The organism is Allofranklinella schreckenbergeri, assembly GCF_003703475.1.
Lineage (GTDB): Bacteria > Pseudomonadota > Gammaproteobacteria > Burkholderiales > Burkholderiaceae_C > Lampropedia > Lampropedia schreckenbergeri.
In genome coordinates this window covers 105,840-130,484 of sequence record NZ_RDQM01000005.1, presented here as the reverse complement: position 1 = coordinate 130,484, position 24,645 = coordinate 105,840, and the positions used below count along the sequence as shown (strand labels likewise).

23 protein-coding genes and 1 riboswitch are annotated in these 24,645 nt (G+C 69.4%); of the genes, 7 read left to right on the top strand and 16 right to left on the bottom strand.

Annotated elements, in window-relative coordinates; all coding sequences use genetic code 11:
- Positions 1 to 173: 173 nt before the first annotated feature.
- A riboswitch (cobalamin riboswitch) is annotated at positions 174 to 457 on the bottom strand.
- A gap of 137 nt (positions 458 to 594) precedes the next feature.
- Both EBQ26_RS12595 and EBQ26_RS05305 read left to right on the top strand, forming a co-directional pair.
- Entirely contained in the window at positions 595 to 900 is a 306-nt protein-coding gene (locus tag EBQ26_RS12595; RefSeq protein ID WP_147474002.1) for a hypothetical protein, read from the top strand.
- Positions 875 to 1,192, top strand: coding sequence for a hypothetical protein (locus tag EBQ26_RS05305; protein ID WP_122237978.1), 318 nt, complete (start codon positions 875 to 877; stop codon positions 1,190 to 1,192). Before EBQ26_RS12595 ends, EBQ26_RS05305 begins: the two co-directional genes overlap by 26 nt.
- Positions 1,193 to 1,269: 77 nt before the next feature.
- Here the strand turns inward: EBQ26_RS05305 and EBQ26_RS05300 are convergent, their stop codons facing one another.
- The 9 genes from EBQ26_RS05300 to cbiE form a co-directional block, all read right to left on the bottom strand.
- A complete protein-coding gene (locus tag EBQ26_RS05300) occupies positions 1,270 to 1,716 on the bottom strand; it encodes an META domain-containing protein (RefSeq protein ID WP_122237977.1) in 447 nt (148 codons plus the stop codon).
- Positions 1,717 to 1,899: 183 nt separating this feature from the next.
- Positions 1,900 to 2,949 carry a cobalamin biosynthesis protein CobW gene (gene cobW, locus EBQ26_RS05295; protein WP_122237976.1) on the bottom strand — a complete coding sequence of 350 codons (1,050 nt, stop codon included), beginning with the start codon at positions 2,947 to 2,949 and terminating at the stop codon, positions 1,900 to 1,902.
- A 129-nt stretch (positions 2,950 to 3,078) separates the two neighbouring features.
- Positions 3,079 to 5,217 carry a polyphosphate kinase 1 gene (ppk1, locus tag EBQ26_RS05290; RefSeq protein ID WP_238944163.1) on the bottom strand — a complete coding sequence of 713 codons (2,139 nt, stop codon included), beginning with the start codon at positions 5,215 to 5,217 and terminating at the stop codon, positions 3,079 to 3,081.
- A gap of 590 nt (positions 5,218 to 5,807) precedes the next feature.
- Positions 5,808 to 6,326: a vWA domain-containing protein gene (locus tag EBQ26_RS05280; protein WP_238944155.1), complete on the bottom strand. Its 519-nt coding sequence runs from the start codon at positions 6,324 to 6,326 to the stop codon at positions 5,808 to 5,810.
- Positions 6,327 to 6,487: 161 nt separating this feature from the next.
- Positions 6,488 to 7,645, bottom strand: a complete 1,158-nt coding sequence (locus tag EBQ26_RS05275) for an ATP-binding protein (RefSeq protein ID WP_122237974.1) — start codon at positions 7,643 to 7,645, stop codon at positions 6,488 to 6,490.
- An 82-nt stretch (positions 7,646 to 7,727) separates the two neighbouring features.
- Complete coding sequence (cobF, locus tag EBQ26_RS05270) at positions 7,728 to 8,576, bottom strand: precorrin-6A synthase (deacetylating) (protein WP_122237973.1); 849 nt, start codon at positions 8,574 to 8,576, stop codon at positions 7,728 to 7,730.
- A 68-nt stretch (positions 8,577 to 8,644) separates the two neighbouring features.
- The gene (gene cobM / locus EBQ26_RS05265) at positions 8,645 to 9,508 is read right to left on the bottom strand and encodes a precorrin-4 C(11)-methyltransferase (protein ID WP_122237972.1); all 864 of its coding nucleotides are present in this window, start codon (positions 9,506 to 9,508) and stop codon (positions 8,645 to 8,647) included.
- Entirely contained in the window at positions 9,505 to 10,137 is a 633-nt protein-coding gene (locus EBQ26_RS05260) for a cobalamin biosynthesis protein (protein ID WP_122237971.1), read from the bottom strand. Before EBQ26_RS05260 ends, cobM begins: the two co-directional genes overlap by 4 nt.
- Before the next feature lie 165 nt (positions 10,138 to 10,302).
- A complete protein-coding gene (gene cbiE, locus EBQ26_RS05255) occupies positions 10,303 to 11,628 on the bottom strand; it encodes a precorrin-6y C5,15-methyltransferase (decarboxylating) subunit CbiE (RefSeq protein ID WP_122237970.1) in 1,326 nt (441 codons plus the stop codon).
- Between cbiE and EBQ26_RS05250 the strand changes: the two genes are divergently transcribed.
- On the top strand, positions 11,627 to 12,448 hold the full coding sequence (locus tag EBQ26_RS05250) for a cobalt-precorrin-6A reductase (protein WP_122237969.1): 822 nt from the start codon (positions 11,627 to 11,629) through the stop codon (positions 12,446 to 12,448). The two genes, cbiE and EBQ26_RS05250, sit on opposite strands and share 2 nt — an antisense overlap.
- Here the strand turns inward: EBQ26_RS05250 and cobJ are convergent.
- The 5 genes from cobJ to EBQ26_RS05225 form a co-directional block, all read right to left on the bottom strand.
- Positions 12,364 to 13,248, bottom strand: a complete 885-nt coding sequence (cobJ, locus tag EBQ26_RS05245) for a precorrin-3B C(17)-methyltransferase (RefSeq protein ID WP_122237968.1) — start codon at positions 13,246 to 13,248, stop codon at positions 12,364 to 12,366. The two genes, EBQ26_RS05250 and cobJ, sit on opposite strands and share 85 nt — an antisense overlap.
- A 97-nt stretch (positions 13,249 to 13,345) precedes the next feature.
- Positions 13,346 to 14,137 (bottom strand): precorrin-2 C(20)-methyltransferase, encoded by a 792-nt coding sequence (locus tag EBQ26_RS05240; protein WP_122238045.1) that lies wholly within the window; start codon positions 14,135 to 14,137, stop codon positions 13,346 to 13,348.
- Positions 14,138 to 14,160: 23 nt separating this feature from the next.
- Positions 14,161 to 14,790, bottom strand: coding sequence for a precorrin-8X methylmutase (locus EBQ26_RS05235; protein WP_122237967.1), 630 nt, complete (start codon positions 14,788 to 14,790; stop codon positions 14,161 to 14,163).
- 412 nt (positions 14,791 to 15,202) lie between these two features.
- Complete coding sequence (locus EBQ26_RS05230) at positions 15,203 to 16,648, bottom strand: precorrin-3B synthase (protein WP_238944154.1); 1,446 nt, start codon at positions 16,646 to 16,648, stop codon at positions 15,203 to 15,205.
- Between the two features lie 96 nt (positions 16,649 to 16,744).
- Positions 16,745 to 18,136, bottom strand: coding sequence for a PepSY-associated TM helix domain-containing protein (locus tag EBQ26_RS05225; RefSeq protein ID WP_122237966.1), 1,392 nt, complete (start codon positions 18,134 to 18,136; stop codon positions 16,745 to 16,747).
- 108 nt (positions 18,137 to 18,244) lie between these two features.
- Here EBQ26_RS05225 and EBQ26_RS05220 point away from each other — a divergent pair, with 108 nt between their 5' ends.
- Together EBQ26_RS05220 and EBQ26_RS05215 are read left to right on the top strand one after the other, a co-directional pair.
- Complete coding sequence (locus EBQ26_RS05220) at positions 18,245 to 18,667, top strand: putative toxin-antitoxin system toxin component, PIN family (RefSeq protein WP_122237965.1); 423 nt, start codon at positions 18,245 to 18,247, stop codon at positions 18,665 to 18,667.
- Positions 18,664 to 18,900, top strand: a complete 237-nt coding sequence (locus EBQ26_RS05215) for a toxin-antitoxin system HicB family antitoxin (protein WP_095540546.1) — start codon at positions 18,664 to 18,666, stop codon at positions 18,898 to 18,900. Before EBQ26_RS05220 ends, EBQ26_RS05215 begins: the two co-directional genes overlap by 4 nt.
- Positions 18,901 to 19,019: 119 nt before the next feature.
- On the opposite strand, the gene EBQ26_RS05210 is transcribed toward EBQ26_RS05215, so the two are convergent.
- Positions 19,020 to 21,476 carry a TonB-dependent siderophore receptor gene (locus tag EBQ26_RS05210; protein WP_147474001.1) on the bottom strand — a complete coding sequence of 819 codons (2,457 nt, stop codon included), beginning with the start codon at positions 21,474 to 21,476 and terminating at the stop codon, positions 19,020 to 19,022.
- Between the two features lie 358 nt (positions 21,477 to 21,834).
- Between EBQ26_RS05210 and EBQ26_RS05205 the strand changes: the two genes are divergently transcribed.
- Both EBQ26_RS05205 and EBQ26_RS05200 read left to right on the top strand, forming a co-directional pair.
- Positions 21,835 to 22,164: a type II toxin-antitoxin system TacA family antitoxin gene (locus EBQ26_RS05205; RefSeq protein ID WP_122237963.1), complete on the top strand. Its 330-nt coding sequence runs from the start codon at positions 21,835 to 21,837 to the stop codon at positions 22,162 to 22,164.
- Positions 22,161 to 22,670: a GNAT family N-acetyltransferase gene (locus EBQ26_RS05200; RefSeq protein ID WP_122237962.1), complete on the top strand. Its 510-nt coding sequence runs from the start codon at positions 22,161 to 22,163 to the stop codon at positions 22,668 to 22,670. Before EBQ26_RS05205 ends, EBQ26_RS05200 begins: the two co-directional genes overlap by 4 nt.
- A 268-nt stretch (positions 22,671 to 22,938) precedes the next feature.
- Here EBQ26_RS05200 and EBQ26_RS13140 read toward each other — a convergent pair whose 3' ends face one another.
- Complete coding sequence (locus EBQ26_RS13140) at positions 22,939 to 24,543, bottom strand: sigma-70 family RNA polymerase sigma factor (protein ID WP_122237961.1); 1,605 nt, start codon at positions 24,541 to 24,543, stop codon at positions 22,939 to 22,941.
- Positions 24,544 to 24,645 lie beyond the last annotated feature (102 nt).

Here is a 24,645-nt window from a genome sequence, read left to right as displayed (position 1 = left end):
GGTAGCGGCCCGTGGGCCGAATGCGCGGTAATGCGACGCGCGGTGACGGGGCAGCGGCCAGGCAGAGGCAAAGGCACGGTCGCAGCCTCACCCATCGCCCGCAGCGCCCGGGAGGGGGGCGCCAGCGTGTCTTGGAGTTTGCTGTGTCCGGCCGGCCGCACGCCCGCAACCGCCGAGTTCAAGCCTGACAGGCCGGTATCCGGGCTTGCGAATGGCGGGACGGCAGGCATTGCGCGTACTGCAAGCCCCGGCCTTCCCATTCCCTGAAAGGGGAACAGTGGCTGCCGCATGCGCATGGCGCGCTGCGGGCGTCGGGGCGGTCATTCGCTGACCGTTGCGGGGGCAGCGCAGGCTTTGCAGCCATCCATGGCGAACATGCTTGGATGGCAGCGCACCTGCTTCCCGTTTAACCCTGGGCCGTGACCGACCGCAAGGCACCTGACAAGCATGGCTTTCACCCGGCGCATTGGCACTTAGAGCGTGTGATGCACGCGCGGGTGAAAACCGGGGGCGGATTATCGTGCCAAGGCAAGGGCTGCGGGCGCGAGTTGGGCGACAAGGCCATGAAAATCGCCGTTGGGCGAGAAGGGGTGTGTGGCATCCCTGCGCAGCAGGCGCCGCCTGTGGCATGGGGTGGATGGGAACTGGGAAAAGAGGATGTTGTTTGATGAGTTGCCTTGGCGGGGCGCGGTTGTGCTGGAGGCCCGAAAAACCTGGGTAAAAAACGAGGATGCAGGATTTTTGGAAAAGTGGCATGCCCTTGGCGTCGATTTGAATGCGCTGGCTTGCTACGCTTTGGTGACAGAGGCGACACACAGCGCCATTCAAATCTACGCCACGCGGTTCATGCTTGCGGATATTGAGGAGGATAGGGATGCAAGATATTGTCAAGATTCATGATTTGCGGGTCATCATGAACCGGATTTTTGACCATATTGAATATCGCATGGGATGCCATGAATTGGCTTTGCAAGAGGATTTTTATTGGGATGTGCGTGAGGAGGATAGGTATTGTTTTTCCAAAATGCCGGAAGATTATGCTGTGGGGCAGCTTTTTGATGATTATGAATTTTTATTGAAAATTCTGGAGGATGAGGAAATGGCATTTCCGCTCATGCTCATTCATGCTGCACCTGTTTTGAGGTATATGGCTTTGCATATTCGCGATGCAGATGCTCCAGGAATGGATTAGAGAATGTGGAAAAAGCCTGGGCGCTCAAGCATCCAGGCTTTTTCTTTATGGGCCGCAGCGGCGTTGGAGTCAGGGCCTCAACGCTGCCCTTGCAGCGCCACGGCGCCTGCCGGGGTGTGGATTTCGAGCTGGTCCTGGCTGACGTGGTAGCGGCCATTGGAGATGGCTTGCAGTGTTTGCGCCAATGCGGTTTCCAGGGCTTGCTGTGCGGGCGGGCAGGCTTTGAGCGTGCTGCCCGGCGGCGAGAGGCGCAGGCGGCCCTGGCTGACTTCGTAGCGGCCGAAGATGCGGTTGCAGCCTGCGGTGGCGGAGTAGGCGTGCGCGCTGGCGTCGAATTCCAGCACGGGGTGCTGGGAGGCATTCACGGGCTGGCCCGCGATGCGGGTGATTTGCCAGCGGCCTGTGAGGGCGGAGGCGGGGTTGGCGCCAGGCTCTGGCTGGTGGGCTTTGGGGGTGGTGGAGGTGCAGGCCATCAGGGTCAGGCTGGCGCCCAGCAGGGCGGCGGTGCGGAGGATGGAAGGCATGAGAGAGCTCCTTTCATGGGCGCCGATGCAAGGGCAACGGGCGGGTCATGAGCGGGTCATGAGCGGTTAATGGGGATGGGCGCGCCTGCGCCCTTGTTTTCAAATCGTTGGAAAATGGATTTCAATACCATATTGCCGAAACAAGGCAATATTTTTTCCTTTTGATTGGTATATAAAGGGTTCTCAGGCGGCTGCGGCTGCCAATGCGGCGCGCAGGGCGGCTTCGTCCAGTTCCTGGCCGATGAAGACCAGGCGCGTGCGGCGCGCTTCGCCTTCTTGCCAGGGGCGGTCGAAGTGGTGGTCGAAGCGGCTGCCCACGCCTTGCACCAGCAGTCGCATGGGTTTGCCGGGCAGGGCGGCAAAGCCTTTGACGCGCAGGATGGCCTGGGCTTTCACCAGCTCGGCCAGCACGGCCAGCAGTGGCTCGCGCTGCACTTCGGGCAGGTCGATGACGAGGGAGTCGAATTCGTCGTGGTCGTGGTCTTCGTCATGGTCGTGGTGGCTGGGGAGCTGGTCGATGGTGGCCTCGGCGGCGCGGTGCAGGCCCAGCAGCACGTCCAGCGGCAGGCGGCCTTCGCTGGCTTGCACGACTTTGACTTCGGGCGGCAGTTCGGCGCGCACCAGGTGTTCGACCTGCGCGAGCGCGGCAGCGTCCACCAGGTCGGTTTTGTTGAGCACCACCAGGTCGGCGGCGCCGAGCTGGTCTTCAAACAGCTCGTGCAGGGGCGATTCGTGGTCGAGGTTGGGGTCGGCGCGGCGCTGGGCATCGACGGCTTGCGGGTTGGCGGCGAATTGCCCGGCGGCGGCGGCGGGGGTATCGACCACGGTGACGACGGCGTCCACGGTGAACACGCCGGCGATTTCGGGCCACTGGAAGGCTTGCACCAGCGGCTTGGGCAGGGCCAGGCCGCTGGTTTCGATGAGCAGGGCGTCGATGTCGGCGCGGCGCTCGGCCAGTTGCTTCATGACGGGGAAGAACTCCTCCTGCACGGTGCAGCACATGCAGCCGTTGGCCAGTTCGTAGAGCTGGCCTTCCTTCTCGCGGCCTGCTTCGTCGCAGCCGATGCCGCAGGCTTTGAGGATGTCGCCATCGATGCCCAGCTCGCCAAACTCGTTGACGATGACGGCGATGCGCCGCCCCTGGGCGTTGTTCAGGATGTGGCGCAGCAGCGTGGTTTTGCCGCTGCCCAGAAAGCCGGTGATGACGGTGGCGGGGATTTTGGTGGTGTGCATGGGTCGATAGCGAGTGCTTGGGTTGAGAAACGTGGTTTACATATCAAAGTTCATTTTTGAAAATTAATTTTTCATAACCATCATGCCGAAATGGTATTTTCGATATTTCCTTTGATATGTAAAAAATGATTATTTCTTGCGCGCGCGGGCGGTGAGTTGGGCGGCGGACGATTTGCGCGGGCGGGCTTTGGCCGCTGGCGCGGTGCTGAAGTAGTGCGCCAGCAGTTGCTGGGCGCTGACGCCTGCGGCTTCGCCTTCGAGGCGGCGGTAGCTGCCGTTTTCCAGCAGCATCCAGGCGTCGCGGTCGTCCATCAAATAGGCCACCAGGCATTCGTCCATGATGCGCTGGCGCAGCAGCGGGTCGCGCACGGGCCAGGCCAGTTCCACGCGGCGGGCCATGTTGCGGTTCATCCAGTCGGCGCTGGAGAGGTAGAGGTGCTCGGCCTCGCCGGCTTGGAAGAAGAACACGCGCGAGTGCTCCAGAAACCGCCCGACGATGGAGCGGATGCGCACTGCGCCGCCTTTGGGCGTGGCGTGCACGGCCGGCAGGATGCAGGCGGCGCGCACGATCAAATCCACTTGCACGCCTTCTTGCGCGGCTTTGTGCAGGGCTTCGGCCAGGCGCCAGTCGGTCAGCGCGTTCATCTTGGCGACGATGCGCGCCTTGTGCCCGGCCTGGGCGGCGGCCTGCACCTGGGCGATGCGCTCCATCATGGTGGCGTGCAGGGTGAAGGGGGCCACCAGCAGCTTGCCCAGCTTGGGCAGCTTGACCTGGCTGGCCAGCAGGGTGAAGACGGCGTCCATGTCGGCGGTGAGGGTGTCGTTGGCCGTCAGGTAGCTCAAGTCGGTGTAGAGCTTGGCCGTCTTGGGGTTGTAGTTGCCGGTGGAGAGGTGGCCGTAGCGTTTGAGGCCGCGCGCCTCGCGCCGCGTGACCAGCAGCATCTTGGCGTGGGTTTTGAGGCCGACGATGCCGTACACCACTTGCACGCCGATGGCTTCGAGCGTTTCGGCCCAGTTGATGTTGTTTTCCTCGTCAAAGCGGGCTTTGAGTTCGACCACGGCGGTGACTTCCTTGCCCTTGCGCACGGCTTCGCGCAGCAAATCCATCATCACCGAGTCGGCGCCGGTGCGGTAGACGGTTTGCTTGATGGCGACCACGCAGGGGTCGTGCACGGCCTGGCGCAAAAACTCCACCACGGCGTCGAAGCTCTCGAAGGGCTGGTGGATCAGCACGTCTTTTTGCCGCATGCGCTCGAACAGGTTGTCGCTGTTTTTGAGCGAGCGCGGCCATTGCGAAATCCAGCGCGGAAACAGCAATTGGCTGCGCTCGCTGCCCAGCAGGTCGATCATCTGGTTCAGGCGCACCAGGTTCACCGGCCCATCGACGCGGTACAGCGCTTGCGCGGGCAGGTTGAATTCGGCCAGCAGCAGGTTGACGATGGTTTGCGAGCAGCGGCTGGAGACTTCGATGCGCGTGGCCTTGCCGAAGTGACGGTGCTGCAAGCCTTTGCGCAAGGCGGTGCGCAGGTTTTGCACCTCGTCTTCGGTGACGGCCAGATCGGAGTGGCGCGTGACGCGAAACTGCGAGAACTCCACCACCGCGCGCCCGGGGAACATGTCCTGCAAATGCGCGCGGATGATGCTGGAGAGGCTGACCACGCCGATGCGCCCCTTGCCCCCGGCCAGCGAATCGGGCAGGCGCACAAAGCGCGGCAGCACGCGTGGCACTTTGATGATGGCGATTTCGTTGCTGTTGCCAAAGGCATCCTCGCCCGAGAGGCGCACGATGAAGTTCAGCGATTTGTTGGCCACCTGCGGGAAGGGGTGGGCCGGATCGAGCGCCACGGGGGTGAGCAGCGGGCGCACTTCGCGCTCGAAATACTCCTGCACCCAGCGGCGCTGGCCCGCATTGCGTTTGCCGTGCGAGAAGATTTGCACGCCTTGTTCAATCAGCGCGGGCAGCAGTTGCTGGTTGTAAAGGGTGTACTGGCGTTGCACCAGGGCATGGGCTTTTTCCGACAGGCGCGCGTAGCTTTGCACGGAGTATTCGTCATCGAGCACGCCATCGCGCGCGGCCTCCAGGTGGTCGGCCACGCGCACCTCGAAAAACTCGTCCAGGTTGGACGAGACGATGCTCAGGTAGCGCATGCGCTCGAGCAGCGGCACATCGGCGCGCACGGCCCAGTCGAACACGCGCTCGTTAAAGGCCAGGATGCTGTGATCGCGGTCCAGCCAGGGGATATCCGCCGGGCGCGCCAGGTGCACCATCAACTCCGTTTCGGCCTCGATCTGGGTGCGGCTCAAACTCCAGCCCGAGCCGCTGGCCGCTTGCAAGGCCCGCGCAGCCTGCATGGCGCTGGCGAGGCTGTCGGCATCGGCGCGGCTGAGCATCACATCCACACTGGCCGAAACCGGCGCGGCCAGCGCGGGCAGCACCGTCACGGCGCCAGCCTGGCTTGTTGGCGCTGCTTTGCTGGCCTTGGCGGATTTGGGTGCTTTGGCTGTTTTGTCGGTTTTGTCGGTTTTGTCGGTTTTGTTGGTTTTGGCTGTCTTTGCAGCCTTGGCGGCTTTGCCGGTTGGGGTGATTGGGGGTGTTGGATCTGCCGCTACGGCTTCGCCTGGGCTGGCCGGGGCCGCCTGCGTCATCTGGGCCGCCTGGGCTGTGGCGGGCTTGGCCGTTTTGGTTTTGGCTGCTTTCTTTTTCATCATTCGCTGATCCCATCGTCGTATCGCCTGCGCCCGCATCCACGCCAGCGCAGCGCGGGCAGAACGCCCGATTATCGAAGCCCGCTGGTGGCTTTTTAGAGCGTGTGATGCACTTTCCGCCCCCCGCGAGAGCGCAAAGTGCATCACACGTTCTAATGACAAAGCGCTGCGGCAGGCAGGCACAGCACATCCGGCCCCCAGGCGTCGGCCAGGGCAGCGGCGCGGCCCAGGGGGGGGCGGGCGTCGTCAAAGTCGATGAGGACGATGCGCTGGGCATGCGCGGGGCGCGCCGGGGTGGCGCGGGTGCGCGCGTCGGTGAGCAGCCACAGCCAGCGTGGGCCTTGGGCGTGGCGGTGCAGCAAGGCGTCGGCCTGGGCCAGGGCGTCGGCCAGCGGGGTGCCGCCGCCGCCGCCAATGGGAGCGATCCAGCTTTGCGGCAGCGCGGCGGCGCGGCGTGGCGGCACATGCACGGCCGCGCCGGGGCCGCCAAAGCGGATGAGGGCGATGCGGTCGCGCCAGCGGTAGGCCTGGGCCAGCAGCTCGGCCAGCACGCTTTTGGCGCGCGCCAGCCGCGCGCCAGCGAGCATGGAGGCGGAACAATCGAGCACAAAGCAGTGCAGCGCGGCGGTGTGCGCGGCGCGGCTGCGGGGGCGCAGGTGTTCGGCGCGCAAGGGCTGGGGGCCGCGGGCGATGAGGGTGCGTGGCCAGTCGATGCCTGCGGGCGCGTCATGCGGCGTGGCGTGGTGCGCGTGGGCGGCGCTGGCGGGGGGCGGCCCCTGGCGGTGCCGGTGGCGGCCGCTGGCGCGGCTGGCGTTTGCGGCGGGCCAGGGGCTTAGGGCTTTTTTGCGCCGGGGCGCGCGGCGGCCAAGGGGCGCAGCGATTTCAGCGGCGTGATGGGGGCCATGCCGACCGGCTCGGGCGGCAGCGCGCCCCAGTCGATGTCGCTTGCGCTATCGCTGGTGTGGTGGCCGGTGTGGTCGCCGTTTCTGCTATTGCCATCGCCGCCGTCATGGCTGCGGTCATCGCCGCCGCTGTGGCGTCCGGCGTTGGGGGGCGTGCCGTCGTGGGCGGGGGACGGTGGCGCAGGGGGCTGGGTGGTTGGCTGGGTGGCTGGCGGCAGGGGCGCGCCGGGGGCGCGGCGGTGGCGTAGCACCAGCTCGGCCACTTCGGCCACGTGCGCGGGGGTGATGGCGGGGGCGCTTTGCCAGGCGGCCAGGGCGCGGGCGGCGCGCAGCATGACCAGGTCGGCGCGCAGGCCATCGACTTGGGCGGCAATGCAGTGCTGGGCGACGCTGGCGTGCACGGCCTCGGGTGGGGGCAGGGCGTGCGGGTCGCGCAGCAGTGCGCGCGCGGCGGCCAATTGCGCGGCCAGTTGGGCTTGCGCGCTGGCGTAGCGTGCGGTGAATGCGGCGGGGTCGGCGTCGAAGGCCAGGCGGGCTTTGACGATGGCCTGGCGCGCCTGGGCGTCGGTGACGTTGGCCAGTTGCACGGACAGGCCCAGGCGATCGAGCAGTTGCGGGCGCAGCTCGCCTTCTTCGGGGTTCATGGTGCCGATGAGCACGAAGCGCGCGGGGTGGGCATGGGAGATGCCGTCGCGCTCGACGAGGTTGACGCCGCTGGCGGCGGCGTCCAGCAGGACATCGACCAGCGCATCGGGCAGCAGGTTGATTTCGTCTACATAGAGCACGCCGCCGTCGGCGCGCGCCAGCAGGCCGGGGGCAAAACGCACGGCGTGGCCAGCCAGGGCGTGGTTCAAGTCCAGCGTGCCGATCACGCTCTCCAGCGCCGCGCCCAGCGGCACGGTGACGAAGGGCGCGGGGGCGAGCAAGGCGGCCAGGGCGCGCGCGGCGGTGGATTTGGCCGTGCCGCGCGGGCCTTCGATGAGCACGCCGCCAATGTGCGGATCGATGGCGGCCAGCAGCAGCGCTTGCGTGAGTTGGGGCTGGCCGATGAGGGCGGCAAAAGGGTAGGGGGCGGGCAGCGAGGGCATGGCAAAATTCTATTTCTTTAGGTAAAAATTAATGCCTATTTAGGCATGTTGGGTATAAAAGTGTTTTTATTTTGATTTGTAATCATGGGGTGCGGCGCAGCAGGTAGGTGTCCATGATCCAGCCGTGCTGCTGGCGCGCCTGGGCGCGCGCTTGCTGGATGCGCGGGCCTGCTTGCAGCAGCGGGCCGCTGTCGAGGATTTGCTGCGGCATGCCCAGGTAAGCGCCCCACCAGATGTGCAGGGTTTGCGCCAGCGCGGGTGGCAAGGCGGTGAAGCTGCATTGGCCATCGAGCATGACGATGGCGGTATCGACGCCGCTGGGCCAGCCCTGCTCGCGCAACTGCCGCCCGGTGGTGACGGTGAAGGGCTGGCCAATGGCATTGAAGGCGATGGCGTGCGCGGCGGCCAGCGCCTGCATGGCGGTGATGCCGGGCACGACGCGCACGCGCTGCGGCGCCGGATGCAGGCGAGCGGCGATGCGCAGGGTGCTGTCGTACAAGGCCGGGTCGCCCCAGACGAGCAGGGCGACGGCCAGCGGGGCGGCGGCAGGGGATGAAGTGGCAGAGGCGTCGGCGTTCTCAGCACGCATGCCCCCCCAGGCTGCGGCGATGGTGGCTTGCCAGCGCCCGGCGATGGCGGCGTGCCATTCATCGACCTGGTTGAGATAGTCCTCGCCCGCGCTGCGGCGCACGGGCATGTCGAAGCCGGCCAGGCGCGGGCGGGCAGAGCCTTGCAGCACGGCGTCGCACAAGCCCTGGCGCAGCGCGGCCAGCTCGGCTTTTTCTTCGCCCTTGTGCGGCAGCAAGATGAGATCGGCCGCGCGCATGGCGGCAGCGGCTTCGCCGGTGAGATGGGCCGGGTTGCCCGCGCCAATGCCGATCAGCGTCAGCTCCAGCGGCGGCAGGGGCGGTGATGGTGGGGTGTTTGGCATTTTTGATCAAAGGAAAAATAGTTTAAGCATTATGTTGCCTAAATATGGTGTTTTTATTTCTCTTTGATTTATTTTTCTTGTGGCGGCGTGCCGTTGGTTACGGGGCGGGGCTGGTCCGTGGCGGTGTCCAGCGTGTGGATGGCGGCGCTGGCGGGAAAGCGCGGGGCCTCGCCCAGCGGGCGGTAGCGGCGATCGTAATCGGCGGCGTAGAGGCGGCTTTCGGTGAAGTCGGCCAGGTCTTGGGCGTGCAGGCTGCGGCCGACCAGGATGAGGGCGGTGCGCTCCATGTGGCTGGCCACGGCTTGTGCGAGCTGGCCGACGCTGGTGCGCACCACGGTTTGGTCGGGCCAACTGGCGCGCCAGACGATGGCGGCGGGGCAATCGGCGCCGTAGTGGGGCAGCAGCTCGGTTTGCACTTGCTCGGCCACGTGGATGGAGAGGTGGATGGCCAGCACCGCGCCGGTGGCGGCAAAGGCAGCCAGGCGCTCGCCCTCGGGCATGGCGCTGGCGCGCCCGGGGGTGCGCGTGAGCACGACCGATTGGCACAGGCCGGGCAGGGTCAGCTCCGCGCCCAGGGCGGCGGCGGCGGCGGCGAAGGCGGGCACGCCGGGGGTGATGGTGTAGTCGATGCCCAGGGCGCGCAGGCGGCGCAGTTGCTCGCCTGCGGCGGACCAGATGGAGATATCGCCCGAGTGCAGGCGCGCCACGTCTTGCCCGCGCGCGTGGGCCTCGGCCATTTCGGCCACGATGGCATCCAGGCTCATGGGCGCGGTGTTGACGATGCGCGCACCGGGTGGGCAGTGCGCCAGCAGCGCGCCGGGGATGAGCGAGCCGGCATACAGGCACACGGGGCAGCGGGCCATCAAGTCGCGCCCGCGCAGGGTGATGAGGTCGGCAGCGCCGGGGCCAGCGCCGATGAAGTGCACGGTCATGCGATGGTTTTCGGTGGGGGCATTTTGGGGGCGAGCGCGGCCAGCGCCGATTGCAGCGCGGCGCCCAGGGTTTGGACTTCGGCGGCGCTCATGGCGACGGCCAGTGTGGCGCGCCGGTTGGCGGCGACGATGCGCGGCAGCAGCAGGCGCGCGCGCGGCGGTTGCGCGGCGCTGGCAGGGGCCCCACGGGTTGTGGGCATGGCCTGGCCCAGCAGGGCGGCGGCCCATAGCGCGCAGGCTTCGGCCACGCTGCCGCTGCCATAGCGCGCCAGCATGTGTGCCGAGCGGGTGTGCACGGGCTGGGCGGGCAGCTCCGTCACGGGCACGGCCAGCAGTCGTGGCGGCTGGTGGGCGTGCCAGTCCTGCGCGTCCGCCAGCCAATGGCGCAGAGCGGGGTGGCCGCATTTGTGCGCGAGCGCGGCCAGGGTGACGATGTGCAACTGGTGTGCCATAGGGGCGGCTGCGCTGTCGTCCGGTTGCAGGCGCGCCTGGTGCAGCGCATGGCAGAGCGCTTGCCGTGCCTGCTGCCACAGGGTGTGTACGTCGTCGGCGCGGGCTTGCGCGCATAGGCCCACGCCCAGCGTGATTCTCAAAGCAGCGGTGTGGCCTGGGGAGGATGGGGTGGGCATGCGAAGGCTTTTGGGGGGTACTGCTGGTTGCCGGGTATTGTCCTGGCAATCATGCAGAGGAAGTGGCGGCGCGCCTTTGCAAAATCTCAAACTTCAGGTGAGGTTTTGTGCGTTTTGGCTCATGCGCCCATGCCTGTGCATTCGGGAAGGCTTGCCTGGGGCACGTCATGGCCGGGCTGGGCCGGGGGCCTGCCAGCTCCATTGCACCAGCGTGCGCGCGGGTTGCCAGGCGTGCATGCGGCCCAGGGGCTGGGCTTGCGCCCAGTCCAGCTTGATGAGCTGGCCGCCGTGCTCGGCGTGCAGTTGCAGCAGCAGGGCTTGGGTGTCCAGGGTGACGGCGTTGACGACCATACGACAGCCCTTGGACAGGTGCTGTCGCAGCCAGTCAAACAGCGCGCCGTCAAAGCCGCCGCCGACGAAGACGGCATCGGGCGCGCCTTGCTGGTGCAGCGCGGGCAGGGCCTCCAGCGCCGGGCTGTGCACAACGCGCAGGGCGTGGCGCAGCCCAAAGCGCTGGGCGTTGCGGGTGATGTGTGCCACGCGCTCGGCGGCGCGCTCCACCGCCACGGCGCGCCCGCCAGCCAGGCACCATTCGACGGAAATGGAGCCGCTGCCCGCGCCCAAATCCCACAGCCGCTGACCGCGCTGGGGCGCCAGGGCGGCCAGGGTGATGGCGCGCATGGGGGATTTGGTGATTTGGCCGTCGTGCGCGAACCAGTGTTCGGGCCGCCCCGGCACGGTGGGCAGGGCCGGGCCGCCGCGGGCGCGCACGGCTACCGCCGCCGGGGCCTGGGCCGGATCGGCCGCCAGGGCGGCGATGGCGTGTCGTGCATTTCCTTGTTGTGCATGCCCCTGTAATGAATGTCCCTGTGGCGTGCGCCAGTGGCGGATGCGCTCGTGCGGGCCGCCCAGGCGCTCCAGCACGGAGAAATCGCTCTCGCCCCAGCCGCGCTCGCTCAGCCATTGGGCTAGGTTGGCGGCGGCTGCACCGTCGCGCAGCAGCACAGCCAGTTGCTGGCCGGGGGCGAGGTGGGGCAGCAGGCGCTCAAAGGCATCGGCATGCAGGCCCAGGCACTGTGTTTCTTCCAGCCGCCAGCCCAGGCGCGCGGCCAGCAGCGAGAATGTCGGGCTTTGCGCATAGCAGCGCCATTCCTGCGGCGAGAGATGGGCCGCCAGGCTGCCGCCAACGCCATACCAAAAGGGGTCGCCCGAGGCCAGTACGACCACCGCCTGGCCGCGCAAGGCCAGCAGCGGCGCCAGGCCAAAAGGCTGGGGCCAGGCGCGCCCGGGGCCGTGCGGCGCGGCGGCCACGCCTGCCAGTGCCAGATGGCGCGGCGCGCCAAAAACGTGCTGCGCTTGCGCCAAGGCGTGCCGCGCGGCGGGGCAGAGGCTGGCCAGACCATCTTCTTGCAGGCCGATCAAGGTCAGCCAGGGCGCATCGGGTGTGGCGCTGTGGTTGGCGGGGATGGCATTTTCTTTTGCATCAGCCATGACACATGTACTCCTTTTAGGCGGCACCAGCGAGGCCAGCGCGCTGGCGCGGGCGCTGAGCCAGGCGGGCATTGCCGCCGTGTTTTCCTATGCCGGGGCCACGCGCGCGCCGCTGGCCCAGCCCTTGCCCACGCGCTGCGGCGGTTTCGGCGGGGTGGCTGGGCTGGTGCAGTTCATCCGCGCGCAGGGCATCACGCACGTGGTCGATGCCACCCACCCGTTTGCCGCGCAGATGAGTCGCCACGCCTGCCTGGCCTGTGCCGAAACCGGTGCGGCTTTGCTGGCGCTGGAGCGCGCGCCCTGGCAGCTCCAGCCGGGCGATTGCTGGCATGAAGTAGCCGATATGGCCGCAGCGGCGGCCGCCCTGCCCGCTGCGCCCAGCCGGGTGTTTCTGGCCGTGGGGCGCAAGCAGCTCGATGTCTTTGCCGTGCAGCCGCAGCACCACTATTTGTTGCGTTTGGTGGATGCGCCTGGTGCACTGCCGCTGCCGCAGGCCAGCGTGGTGCTGGGGCGTGGCCCGTTCAGCGCCGAGGACGATCTGGCTCTGCTGCGCCAGCACCGCATCGAATGGGTGGTGGCGAAAAACGCGGGCGGCGAGGCCACGCGCGGCAAGCTCGACGCGGCGCGCGCCCTGGGCCTGCCGGTGGTCATGGTGCAGCGCCCGGCCTTGCCCGCGCGCGCAAGTGTGCAAAGCGTGGCGCAGGTGCTCGATTGGTTGGGGCAGGGCGGGCCTGGTCATGGCCCAGGGGATGCGGGCGGGCCTGCGTCGCCCCCGGCAGTGGCATCCGCAGCATCGGCCACGCCTGCCGATCCCGCATGAAAGCGTGGCGTATACACCCAGCGCCCCACGCGCCGGGTGGCGCTGCTGCCGATGAGCACCACGGTGCGCATATCGGCCATGTCCTCGCGCGCCTGCGCCAGCGCGCAGGTGTGGATGCGCTCTTGCGGCGTGCACACGGCGTGGGCAAAGATCAGCAGCCGCTCTGGCTCGCAATGGCGGCCCAGCAGTTGCAGCAGGCGGGCAAAGCCTTCGGGGCGGCTGCGCGAGCGCGGGTTGTACAGCGCCAGGGCGAAATCGGCCTCCAGCGCCAGGCGCACGCGCTGCTCGATCACGGCCCAGGGCTTGAGGTTGTCCGAGAGGTTGATGCAGCAAAAGTCGTGCCCCAGCGGCGCACCCACGCGCGCGGCGGCGGCCAGCATGGCGGTCACGCCGGGCAGCACCTGCACATCCAGTGCCTGCCAAAGGGCTTGCTCGGCGGGGGCGGCGCTGTCGATGGCCTCGAACACCGCCGCTGCCATCGCAAACACGCCCGGATCGCCCGAGGACACCAGCGCCACCTGCCGCCCTTGCGCGGCCAGCGCCAGCGCCTCGCGTGCGCGGGCCAGTTCCTCGCGGTTATCCGACGGGTGCCAGTGCGGTTGCGGCAGGGCTGCGTGCGGTGCGCTGGCCTGGTTGTGTTCCCAAGCCAGGCGCGCCCGCGCTACGTAGGGGAAGTAGCCCAGCACGTCGCTGACGGCGTGCAGCGCCAGCAGCGCCGCCGGGGTGGTATGGGCGGCGTCGCCCGGCCCCAACCCCAGCACGTATAACCGCCCAGCGGTGGCGGCGGGCTGGGTTTGCATAGAGGTATTTTCCATTTTTATCAATCAATAAGAAATAAAACTGCCTTGTTTCGGTATGATGCTATTGAAGTGATTTTTCTTTTGATATGAATATGGCTTAGGCGTCCTGCGCCACGGGGCGGCGGCCGTGGCCGGGCGCGAGCACGATGGAGAAGTACGGGCTTTCCTGCTCGGGCACCTCCAGCAGGCGGCGCACGCGCTGGCGCGCCATGGTGCCGTGCTCGACCAGCCAGGCAGCCTCCAGCCGCCCCGCCTGAGCCAGCGCGCGGCGGATGCGCGGCAGGTTGCGCCCAACCTTCATCACCACCAGCGCATCGGCCTCGCGCATGCGCTGCGCCAGCGCCTGCTCGGGCAGCGTGCCCGGCAGCACCGCCAGGGTGTCGTCGCCCCAGGTCATGGGCAGGCCGGCGGCGTGCCAGCAGCCGACCATGCCGGGGATGCCGGGCACCAGCTCCAGCGGCACATCGCCGCGCGCGCGCAGCCGCACGTACAGATGCATGAAGGAGCCGTACAGCAGCGGGTCGCCCTCGCACAACACCACCACTTGCGCCGTGCGCGAGAGCGCGGCCAGGCGCTGGCACCAGTGGTCGTAAAACGCCGCCAGGGTGCGGGCGTAGGCCGGGTCGTCCAGAGGGATCTCAGTGGTGACGGGGTATTCCATCGCGTGCTCCACCGCATCGGGCGCGAGCAGGCCCTGCACGATTTGGCGCGCCATGCCCGCGCGCCCGGCCTTGCGGAAATACGCCACCTGTCGCGCCTGGCGCACCAGCCGCGCGGCTTTGAGGCTCATCAGCTCCGGGTCGCCCGGGCCCAGCCCCACGCAGATCACGCCCTGGCTGGCGTTGCCGTGGTGGTGGCCGCTGCCGCCGGGTTGCTCGTCTGTGCGCATCGTCATCGGGGTGTCGGGGTGCATCACTCGGCGCTGCTGGCCAGCGCATTGATGGCCGCCACGGTGATGGCCGAGCCGCCCAAACGCCCGTGCACGATCAGCGCCGGGGCGGGCAGCGTGTGCAGCAGCGCCTCTTTCGATTCCGCCGCGCCTACAAAGCCCACCGGGCAGCCGATGATGGCTGCCGGGCGCGGGCAATCAGGCTCTTGCAACATGTTGAGCAGGTGAAACAGCGCCGTGGGTGCATTGCCAATGGCCACCACCGCCCCGGCCAGGTGCGGTCGCCACAGCTCCACCGCCGCCGCGCTGCGCGTGGTGCCCAACTGCTGCGCCAGCGCGGGCGTGCGCGCATCGTGCAGCGTGCAGATGATGGGGTTGTCGGCTGGCAGGCGCGCGCGGGTAATGCCTTCGCTGACCATGCGCGCATCGCACAGCACGGGCGCGCCCGCCTCCAGCGCCTGCTGCGCCGCTTGCGCCATGCCGGGGGAAAACGCCACATCGCGCGCCAACTCCACCAGTCCGGCGGCATGGATCATGCGCACCACCACGCGCTCCTCCAAGGGGGAAAAGCGGCCCAGATCGGCCTCGCGCCTGATGATGGCGAAAGACTGCCGGTAAATCGCGGCGCCATCGGTCTCGTAAACGTGTTGCATCGGCCTTGCCTGCCCTTTTTGCCTAGGTAAAAGGGGCAGGATGATAGCGCCCGGTGGCGTCGCTTGAGCGCGTGTTTCTAGAGCGTGTTATGCACTTTGCGCTCCCCCGCGCTGGCCCCAAAACCGTGTAATCGCAAGGCGGCGCGCGCCGCCAAGGCTGGCTGCCTTGGCAAGCGAGAGGGCGCAGCGAGTGCATGGTTTTGGGGCCAGCCCGAAGGGAGAAGCGCCCCGGCATGCGCATTGCGGCGTTGCCGCCCCCTTGCAGCGCAGCCAGGCTGCGGCGGGGCCAGCGCCTTGCACTGCACACGCCGGGGCGCTCTCGCGGGGGGCGGAAAGTGCATCACACGCTCTAGAGCGTGGGCCAGCAGCGGTGTGGGGGCAGTGCGGGCAGGGGCGGAGGGGATGGGCCGCGCTACGGCTGGGCAAACAGCCGTGCGGCCACCAGCGCGGGCGGCTCGTGCAGCGCCTGCGCGCTCCAATACGCGCTGGGCCGGTCGTGGCAAGCCCCGTTGCGCACCAGCGCAAACAGGGGCGGGGCGGCGCAGCCGCCGCGGGCCTCGGGCGGCGTGGCGTACAGCGTGACGGTGGCGGGCTGCTGGCGGGCGCAGCCCTTGGGGCAGCCGGAAATATGCAGATGCGCGCCGGGCGGCACGTGCTCGGCCAGCGCCAGCGCCAGCGCCTGGGTCGGCGTCAGCGCCTGATGGCAGGCGGGCGCGCCCGGGCAGGCTGAAACGCGCAAGCGGGCGTCGTCAGCGCCGGTGAGCCACTGCTGCGCATCCAGCAAACCCGCTGCTTGCAGCCAATGGGTATCGGGCTTTTGGGCCATCTCGATCAACACCATGCGCCAGGGCGTGATGCGCAGCAAAGGCGCGCCTGGCACTGCGCCGGGCGCTTCGTGCAAAGCGCCTGCCAGGCGCGCCAGCGCGCGGGCCGATATGCGGCCCAGCGGCGCCGCCGCCAGCCAACCCAGGCCGGGCAACCAACCCGGTGCAGGCGGGAGTGGGGGCGCCGAGGGCCCTGCCGCAGGCAGGGCGCAGCGCCACACTCCTGCGGGCAAAGGCCAGGGCGGCATGCTGGGCCACGGCGAGGCGGTTTTGGGGGCAGCCTCTTGCGTGTTTTTTTGTGCGGTTTGTTGCGCGGCCTGCATGGCAGCCAGTGCCGGTGGCTGCGCCGCTTGCCAGGCGGCCAGCAGTGCGCGCAAACGCATTGGCCGTTGCCCCTGCTGGCGCAACGCCTGTGCCTGCGCGGCGCACCACTGCGCCAGCGCGATGGCGGTGGCCACGGCATCCTCTGCGGTGGCGGCGGCCAGCGCCCAGGGCTGCCCATCGGGCTGCACCCACCAGGCCGCCGGTCGCCCTTCAGGCGAGGCAGCAGACCCTGGCGCTGCGGGCAGCAAGCGCACATCGGCAGGCCACTCCTGCAAGCCCTGGGCGTTGCGCACCACGGCCCAGCCAAACTTGGCGGGCAAATCCGCCAGCCCCGGCGCTTGGGCGATAGCGGCCTGCAAGCGCTGTGCCAGCGCCAACACGCCATCGCCCGCGCGCCACAGCGGATCGATCACCACGTTGCGCCGCCGCTCCAGCGCCGCATCGGCATCGAGCAGGCCCGCCCCCGCCAGCGCGCGCAACACCGTCGCATGGCGCGCATCGGCAAGGCCGCGCAACTGCACGTTGGCGCGGCTGGATAGCTCCACCACCCCTGCCCCGTGCGAGGCCGCCAGCCGCGCCAGGCGCAGGCATTGCGCCGCCGTCAGCCGCCCCAGCGGCGGCCGCGCGCGTAGCACCAGCCCATCGCCCGACGGCATGGGCCGCCATGCGCCAGGGCACCAGCCCTGCACGCGGGCAGTTTCGTTTTGCACTTGCTCCACCTGGGTTGTCCTGTTTTGTTGCGCCAGGCGCGATTGTGGCGGTATCGCCTGGGAGAGCGCGTCAGCCGCCGCCCGCGCTGGTTGCCATCAGCCCTTTGGCGCCGTGCGCTGGGGCAGCCCGGCGCGGCGCTTGCGCAGCCAAATCATCACCCCCGTCACGCTGATGACGGCCACCGCCAGCCCCAGCAGGCTGACCAGCGCGCGGCCTGCCACGCCCAGAATGCGGCCCGAGTGCAGCGGGTACTGCGCGGCCATGAACACCTCGCCCGCGCTGCCACCCAGGCCCGTGCGCACGCCTGCCACGGTGCCGCTTGCGGCATCCAGATACACCCAGTGCGGCCCCAGCGCCGGGCCGTAAGGCTCGCGCCCCGGCGCGGCAAAGGCCACGGCGTACAGCCCGTCTTCATCCTGCCAGTCGTGCAGCCGCCAGGGCTGCAAGCCCAGCGCCTTGGCGGCGGCGGGGGCGGGCGTGGCGGACGTGGCGGGTGAGGCTGGCGCGGCTGGCGATGAGGCGGCGGCGCTCGGCGCATCGCTCAGCCAGCCCCGCTGCCGCGCCTGCTCCAGCGCCAGTTGCAGCGCGCGCTCGCGCCCGATGGCCGCTTGCCCTGGGGGCAGGGGCTGGCGGCCCGCCCAGGGCTCGGGCGGCACGGGCGAAAACCACGCCACCAGCGGCTGCATGACCTCCGTGCGCAGGTTCAGCCCCACGCCGGTAATGGCCAGCACCAGCAGCAGCGGCCACAGCCACACGCTGCCCGAGCGGTGCAGATCGAACGTCAGCTTGTGCCCGCCCGCGCCCCAGCGAAACGCGAAGGACTTGCGCCAGGCCTTGCGGCTGGGGAAGGCCAGCGCCAGCGCCCACAGGCAATCCAGCGCCCACAGCAAGGCCACGCCGCCCATCAGCCACACGCCCCACTCGCCGGGCAGGTGCAGGCTGTAGTGCAGCCTGTAGATGAAGGGCAGCAGGTCTTGCCGCGCCTGCGCCAGCGAGCCGCCGCGCCACTGGCCCCACTGCCGCTGGCCCAGAATCTGGCCGCTGGCCGGATGCACGAACAACTGGTCAAAGCCCAGTGGTGCGTTCTTGCCTGCGCCCGTGCCCGCGTCCGCGCCCGCGTCCGTGCCCGCGTCCGTGCCCGTGCTGGCATCCGCATTCGGTTTGGCCGCCACGCGCAGCATGGCCGCCTGCCCCGGCTCCAGCGCCAGCGGCAGGCTGGTCACTCGTAGCGACGGCTGCGCGGCCTCCACCTGCGCGGCCAGCGCCAGCAACTGCGCCGCATCCAGCGCCGGCGTGCCGGGCGTGCGCAGCATGTGCGGGTTCAGCAGCGCGTCCAGCTCGTCCGTCCAGGCCATCACGGCCCCGGTCAGGCCGGTGAGCACCAGAAAGGCGGCCAAGGCCAGGCCCGCCCAGCGGTGCAGTTTGAGCAAGGCCGGGCGCAGCAGGCGGGATGGCTTGGGGCGGGCTTGGGTGGGCGGCGGGGGCATAAGAAAAGAAGCGGAACAAGAGCCTGTTCAAAGAAATGGGGCAAAAAGTGGGGAAGCAGTGGGGCCGGGCTGTGCTTTTGGGGCTTGAGTGGTTACACTGGCATAACTATGCTAGTCGTTCTGGATACCTCCGTGCTGGTGGCTGCGATGCGCTCCAAAAGCGGCGCGAGCCACCATTTGCTGCGGCAATTGCCATCGCCCAGGTTCCGCCCGGCCCTGTCGGTGGCGCTGTACATGGAGTGGCAGGCCGTCCTCACGCGGCCAGAGCATGTGCCCGCAGGCGTTGACGTGGCGCAAATGCAGGGTTTTCTGCGCTACCTGGCCTCGCTGGCGCATTTGCAGGATGTGTATTACCTGTGGCGCCCTTTCCTGCGCGATGCCGACGACGACATGGTGCTGGAATGCGCCGTGGCCTCGGCCAGCCGTTACATCATCACGCACAACACGCGGGATTTCCGGGGCACATCGGCCTTTGGTATCCAAGCCCTCACGCCTGCTGAATTCTTGAACCTTCTGGAGAGCGCCCCATGACCGCCCTGACGATTCGCCTGCCCGATTCCATCCACCGCAAAGTGAAAGAGCTGGCCGCCCGCGATGGCATTTCCGTCAACCAGTTCATTGCCAGCGCCACGGCGGAGAAGCTGGCCAGTTGGCTGACGCTGGAGCACCTGCGCGCCGAGGCGGCGCAGGGGCGGCGCGAGGATTTTCTGGCCGTGCTGGAGCGCGTGCCCGATGCCCCGCCCGCGCCGGGCGATGCGCGGTGAGCCAGCGCCGCGCGCCACGGCGGCGGCGCGGCCTGCACCTTGAAGGCACCTCGCAAGGCGCCTTGCAGGCAGCCTGCCCGGCATGCAAGCGGGCAAGCCGCCTGCCGCCAGCGCGCGGCTTACCAGCGGTAGGTGGCCGTGGCCGTCACCGTGCGCGGCAGGCCGGGGTAGTAGCCCCAGCCGTAGCTCGATGCATAGTGCCTGTTGCTCAGGTTGCTGATGTTCAGCGCCGCCTGCCAGGGGCCGCGCTCGTAGCGCAGCGCGGCGTCCAGCAGGGTGTGGGCGGGCATGGCGATCTGGTTGTCGCTGTAGGCGTAGCGGCTGCCGGTGTGGCGCACCCCCAGGCCGGCGCTCAGGCCGGGCGCGGCGGCAAGGCGGTAGTCCAGCCAGGCGGAGGCCAGCACGCGCGGCACGTTGTCCACCCGGTTGCCCTGGTCGCCGTCCTCGCTGCGGGCGATCTTCACGTCCTGCACGGTGAGCTGGGCGGTGAGCTTGAGCTGGCGGGTGAGCGCGCCCTTGGCTTCCAGCTCCAGCCCGCGCGAGCGCACTTCGCCGGTCTGGCGCCGGTGGCCGTAGTGCTCGGGATCATTGGTGGGCACGTTGGTCTTGCGCAGGTCGAACACGGCGGCGGTGAGCAGCAGCTCGCGCCCGCTGGGTTGCCATTTCAGGCCCAGCTCCCACTGCTGGCCGCGCGTGGGCTTGAACAGCGCGCCGTGGGCATCGGCGCCGCTTTCGGGCAGGAAGGAGGTGGCGTAGCTCAGGTACGGCGCCCAGCCGCTGGGCGATACATGGCCCAGCGCCACGCGGCCGGAGAAGGCGCCGTCTTTTTCGCGCGTTTGCGTGTCATCGAGCCGGTTGTCCAGGCGCGTGCGCACGCGGTCGTAGCGCCCGCCCAGCGTCAGCCGCCAGGGGCCGTGCTGCATCTGGTCTTGCAGGTACAGGCCGATCTGGCGCTGGCGGGTTTGCTCGTCGGTACTGAGCGTGGTGGGCGGCGACACAGGGCGGCGGTATTGCGGCGACTGTGGCAGGAAGATGTTCAAACTGTCTGCGGGATCCTCGCGGTTGGCGCTGGCAAAGCGCGATGCATGCGCATCCAGCCCCAGGGCCAGCGTGTGGCGCACGCGGCCGCTGTGCCACTGGCCTTGCAGTTGCGTGTCCAGCGCGGTGTGGCGCATGTGGTTGTTGTTTTCATAGGCGCTCTGCGCCAGCTCGCCCGTTTGCGGGTCGGCCGGGCCTTCGCCATACAGCCAGCCGCCATGAAAGCGGTGGCTGCCGCTCACGAAGCGCTGCTGGATCGTCCAGCCGGCATGCAGGCGGTGGCTGAACTGGTAGCCCCATTCGCCCTGCCGGGTGTTGCCGAAGTTGAAGCTCGGGTTGCTGTTGGACCAGCCGCTGGGCGACTGGCGGTCGGCGCCCAGAAACTCGGTTTCCTGGTCTGCGCCCTGCTTGCGGAACCAGCGGCCATGCAGGGTCAGCCTGGTGTCGGCGCTGGGCGTCCAGCTCAATGAAGGGGCCAGCACATGGCCCCGGTAGGTCTGGCGCCCGTGGCCGGGAATGGCGAAGAAATGCCGGTTGTGGTTGGCCGCGCCCACCACGCGCCAGTGCAGGCTGCGCTGCGCATCCAGCGCGCCGCCCACGTCCACGCCCAGCGCCTTGCGGTGGCCGCCCAGCTCGGCCTGCACCTGCCGCTCGGCATCCGGCCCGGCCAGCTTGGTGATGACGTTGATGACGCCGCCCGCATCGCCCAGGCCATACAGCGCCGAGCTGGGGCCGCGCAGCGCCTCGAATCGCTCCACCTCGAACGAGTCCGTCAGCCGCGAGACATAGCCCGACGAAGGCGCGCGCAGGCCGTTGACGTAGGTGGAGCCATTGGCATTGAAGCCGCGCAGATTTAGCTGGTTGAAATGCACGCCATTGCCGTACGACTCCACCTGCACGCCGGCCGTATAGCGCCCGATTTCCGTCAGGTTGGTGGCGCCCCGGTCCTCGATTTCCTCGGCGCCCACCACGCTGACGGACTGTGGCGTTTCCAAGAGCGGCGTATCCGTCTTGGTGGCCGTGGCGCTGCGGCGCGCGGCGTAGCCCGGCACGGGGCCGGTGGCGGTTTCGGGCGCGGCCTGCACGGTGACGGCGGGCAGGGTCTGGGCATCGCCTGCGTTGCCTGCGGCGGCGGCGCGCGCGGGGGCGGGCTGGATCGTCCAGGTCTGGCCCTGCTGGCGCGCTTGCAGGCCGGTGCCGCGCAGCATTTGCGCCAGCGCCGCGGCCACGCCGGGCGCGCCTTGCACGGCGGCGGCCTGTTTGCCGGCCACCAGATCGGGCGCATAGGCCAGCGATGCGCCGCTGCGCTGCGCCAGCGCGGCCAGGCTGTGCGCCAGCGGCTGGGCGGGCAGGTGGATGGCGGCGGCCGCTTGGGCGGGCGCGCCCGGTTGCGGGGCGCTTGGGGCTGTGGCGGGGGCCGTGGCCGGGGTGGCCGGGTTGGCTGTTTGGGCCTGGGCCGCGGGCCAGGCGGCGGCCAGGGTGCAGGCCAGCGCGGCGGCGGTGGCGGCGGCGCGGGGGCGGAACGGGGCAGCAAGCATGGTGGTGTCGTCCTTCGTCAAATGGGCAATGGGCGCGCGTGCGCGCGGCAAGGGGCGGCGGGTTGGGGCTGCTCACGGCCCTGGCGCGGCGGGCCAGCGCGCGGATGGGGCCGGTCTGCCGCGTGGCATCGCCTGGCCCGAACCGCTGTGCCTGCCCGCGCGCGCCAAGACGGCGCAAACGCCGCAACCCGCCCGGTTGACCAGCCCAAAACGGGCCGTCATGGGTGTTGACGGATGACGCGCGCGTTTCCCTCAGGTTTTTTGTAACAGGGCGATGGGGTTGGCGATCTGGGCTTGATTTGTACGGCAGATTGCCGGAACATCCGCCCCATCTGTGTTCAATCATTTCTAGTCTCCTATGTCTGTGACCACCAGCGCCAACGCCCGCCGCCTTGAGGCGAGGATCAGTGTCGATTTGCACGCCCTGCTCAAGCGCGCCGCTGAGTTGCAGGGGCGCACGATGACGGATTTCGTGGTAGCCGCCGTTCAGGAGGCAGCCCAGCGCGCCATTGAGCAGGCGGAGCTGGTGCGCCTGTCGCTGGCCGATCAGCAATGCTTTGCGCAGGCCATGTTGTCGCCGCCGCCACCGGCTGCGGCGCTGGAGCGCGCCTTGGCCCGCCACGGCCAGTTGTTGCGCGCTGAACCGCCCGCTGGCTCCACGGGCGCGGCGGCCGCAGACGCCCGATGAGCGGTGCGCCGTTCCAGCTGGCGCTGCTGGATGCCGCGCACGATCGCACGGCGTTCGACAGCGCCTCGCCGCCGCTGAACCGCTATCTGCGTGAGCAGGCCGGCCAGGACATGCGCCGCCGCGTGGCCGCCTGCTTTGTGGCGCTGGGGGCTGGGCAGCGCATCGCGGGCTATTACACGCTGGCCTCGGCCAGTGTGTTGCTGGGAGATTTGCCCGCCGCCATTGGCCGAAAGCTGCCGCGCTACCCCACCGTGCCGGCCGTGCGCCTGGGCCGCCTGGCGGTGGATCGGGCTTTTCAGGGGCAGGGGCTGGGCGCGGCCCTGCTGGCCGATGCATTGCGCCGTGCCGCCCGTTCGGAAATTGCCGCCTACGCGCTGATCGTGGATGCCAAGGACGCCACGGCTGCGGCCTTCTACCGGCACCACGGCTTGATGGCCCTGCCGGATTCGCCACGCACCTTGTTCCTGCCCTTGGCCAGCGTGCCGCTGGCGCCAGGATCGGGGTGAGGCTGGAGGCGCTGGGCGGGGCCATTGCGGTTGGCGCGATGCCCTGGCGCTTCAGAACCTGTTCAAGATCTCAGCGCGAGTGGGCAACAAGCGGTTTGGGATGGGATGCAAGGCGCAAAACGCAGCCATAGCCCGGGCTATGGCGAGGCTTTGCAACGCCGCAGACTGCCCAAACCCGCGCCGCTTGCCTGCCGCGCAGGGATTTTGAACAGGTTCTTCAGGCCTGCGTCAGTGGCCAGGCGATGGGGCGCTGTGCGCGCCTGGCCGCTCACCGCCGCGTGCGCGGGTTGGCGCGCGGGCCAATGTGCCAGCCCTGGCCCTGGCGGCGCACGGTGACGGGCAGCACGGCGGGCAGGGATTGCAGCCAGTCGTGGGCGTGGCGCACGGGCACCTGGCCGCTGATGGCCAGCGCGGCCACGCGCGCATCAAGCCCGATGGGGGCGGCGTCTTCGCGCTGGTAGCGCGCCAGGCGTGCGATGGCGTGGGCCAGGGGCTCGGCGTGAAAGCGCAGGTGGCCGTGGCGCCAGGGGGCGGCGTGCTGGTCGGCGTCGTCACCAGGGCTGGCGGCGCTGCTGGCGGGCAGTTCGATGGGGGCGGGGCTGGCGGCGCTCAGGCGCAGGCCCTGGCCGGGGTGCAGCTCGCGCTGGCTGCGCGGCTGGCCATCGGCGCTCAGCCACTCAACGCGCACGCGGCCCTGGGCCACGCGCACGTCGATGCCGGCGGGGGCCATGTCCACGCTGAAGCGGGTGCCCAGCACGGTGATGCGCACGCGCGGGCGAGCATCGGGGGCATCGGGGGCGGCCTGGGCGATGCCGGTTGCGGCAGTGTCTGCGGTGGTGTCTGCGGCGTTGGCTGCGAAAGTGGCGGCGGCGGGCTGGGGCAGGGCGGCTTCGACGACGAAGGGGCGCTGGGGATCGTGGGCCACTTCGGCAAACAGCGCGCCGTGCAGCAGTTGCACGTGGCGCAGGGCGCGGCGGTAGGTGATGTGGGCGCGGCTGGCGGCATCGAGGGTGAGGGCGCTGCCGTCGGGCAGGGCCTGGCGGGCGAGCTGGCCGCGCGGGGTGTGCAGCGCCAGCTCCAGCAGGGGGCGGGCGGCGGCGTATTGCCACACCCGCCAGCCCAGCAGCCCGCTGCCGCCGAGGGCGGCCAGGCCGAGCAGGGCGGTGAGCGAGCGGCGGCGAGTAGCAGGGGCGGTCTTGACGGATTGGGCCGCCTGGGTCGCCTGGGTGTGGCGGGCCTGGCTGGCGGCGTGGCCGCCGGGGTGTTCGCCGCGCCAGTGCAGCAAGGCGGCGTGCAGGCGGGCGCTGGCGTGCTGCAGGTCGCGCTCGATGGTGGCGAGGCTGACGCCGTGGCGCGCGGCCAGCTCGGCCTGGGGCGTGCCGTGCAGGCGGTGGGCGAGAAAGGCCTCGCGCGCGCGCTCGGGCAGGGCGTGCAAGGCGGCCTGCACGGCGTCGAGCGCCTGGCGGTACATCAGGGATTCGGCAGCGTCGGGCTGGGCCTGCCAGGGGGCGATGGCGGCATCGTCGTCGCCGTCGTGGTGGCCATCGCCATCGCCGCTGCCGTGGCTGCTGTGGCTGCCGTGGCGGGGCAGGCCGCAGCGGGCGGCGGCCTGCCGCTGGCGCAGGTGGTCGAGCGTGAGGTGGTGCGCCACGGCGCTGAGCCAGGCGGCGGGCTCGCGCAGGCGTCGCGCGGCATCGCCTTGCTCCAGCAGGCGCAGCCAGGCGTCTTGCACCAGATCGCGCGCGTCTTCGGCGCAGCCGGTGCGCCGCTGCACCTGTTTTTGCAGGCGGGCGGTGATGGCGCGAAAGCCCGCCGGGGCGGGCCAGTCGATGCTCAGGGGCGTGGAGGAGGGGCTGCGGCGGGCAGAGGGCATGCGGGGAGATCAAAGCCTGTGCACAGTCTTTGCCGAGCGGGCAAGAAAGCGGATGGGGGCGATCCGCGCGGGCAAGGCGTGAGGTGGGCTTTCAGAGGGAAG

Coding starts and splice junctions, on each gene's coding strand:
- EBQ26_RS05205 (WP_122237963.1), top strand. CDS start 21,835: ATGTCTGTGACCACCAGCGCCAACGCCCGCCGCCTTGAGGCGAGGATC.
- EBQ26_RS05240 (WP_122238045.1), bottom strand. CDS start 14,137: ATGCGCACAGACGAGCAACCCGGCGGCAGCGGCCACCACCACGGCAAC.
- cobM (WP_122237972.1), bottom strand. CDS start 9,508: ATGACCGTGCACTTCATCGGCGCTGGCCCCGGCGCTGCCGACCTCATC.
- cobJ (WP_122237968.1), bottom strand. CDS start 13,248: ATGCAAACCCAGCCCGCCGCCACCGCTGGGCGGTTATACGTGCTGGGG.
- EBQ26_RS05220 (WP_122237965.1), top strand. CDS start 18,245: ATGCTAGTCGTTCTGGATACCTCCGTGCTGGTGGCTGCGATGCGCTCC.
- EBQ26_RS05305 (WP_122237978.1), top strand. CDS start 875: ATGCAAGATATTGTCAAGATTCATGATTTGCGGGTCATCATGAACCGG.
- EBQ26_RS05260 (WP_122237971.1), bottom strand. CDS start 10,137: ATGCCCACCCCATCCTCCCCAGGCCACACCGCTGCTTTGAGAATCACG.
- EBQ26_RS05235 (WP_122237967.1), bottom strand. CDS start 14,790: ATGCAACACGTTTACGAGACCGATGGCGCCGCGATTTACCGGCAGTCT.
- EBQ26_RS05200 (WP_122237962.1), top strand. CDS start 22,161: ATGAGCGGTGCGCCGTTCCAGCTGGCGCTGCTGGATGCCGCGCACGAT.
- cobW (WP_122237976.1), bottom strand. CDS start 2,949: ATGCACACCACCAAAATCCCCGCCACCGTCATCACCGGCTTTCTGGGC.
- EBQ26_RS05210 (WP_147474001.1), bottom strand. CDS start 21,476: ATGCTTGCTGCCCCGTTCCGCCCCCGCGCCGCCGCCACCGCCGCCGCG.
- cobF (WP_122237973.1), bottom strand. CDS start 8,576: ATGCCAAACACCCCACCATCACCGCCCCTGCCGCCGCTGGAGCTGACG.
- EBQ26_RS05215 (WP_095540546.1), top strand. CDS start 18,664: ATGACCGCCCTGACGATTCGCCTGCCCGATTCCATCCACCGCAAAGTG.
- EBQ26_RS05225 (WP_122237966.1), bottom strand. CDS start 18,136: ATGCCCCCGCCGCCCACCCAAGCCCGCCCCAAGCCATCCCGCCTGCTG.
- EBQ26_RS05250 (WP_122237969.1), top strand. CDS start 11,627: ATGACACATGTACTCCTTTTAGGCGGCACCAGCGAGGCCAGCGCGCTG.
- EBQ26_RS05275 (WP_122237974.1), bottom strand. CDS start 7,645: ATGCCCTCGCTGCCCGCCCCCTACCCTTTTGCCGCCCTCATCGGCCAG.
- ppk1 (WP_238944163.1), bottom strand. CDS start 5,217: ATGGTGCACCTGGCGCGCCCGGCGGATATCCCCTGGCTGGACCGCGAT.
- EBQ26_RS05300 (WP_122237977.1), bottom strand. CDS start 1,716: ATGCCTTCCATCCTCCGCACCGCCGCCCTGCTGGGCGCCAGCCTGACC.
- EBQ26_RS13140 (WP_122237961.1), bottom strand. CDS start 24,543: ATGCCCTCTGCCCGCCGCAGCCCCTCCTCCACGCCCCTGAGCATCGAC.
- cbiE (WP_122237970.1), bottom strand. CDS start 11,628: ATGGCTGATGCAAAAGAAAATGCCATCCCCGCCAACCACAGCGCCACA.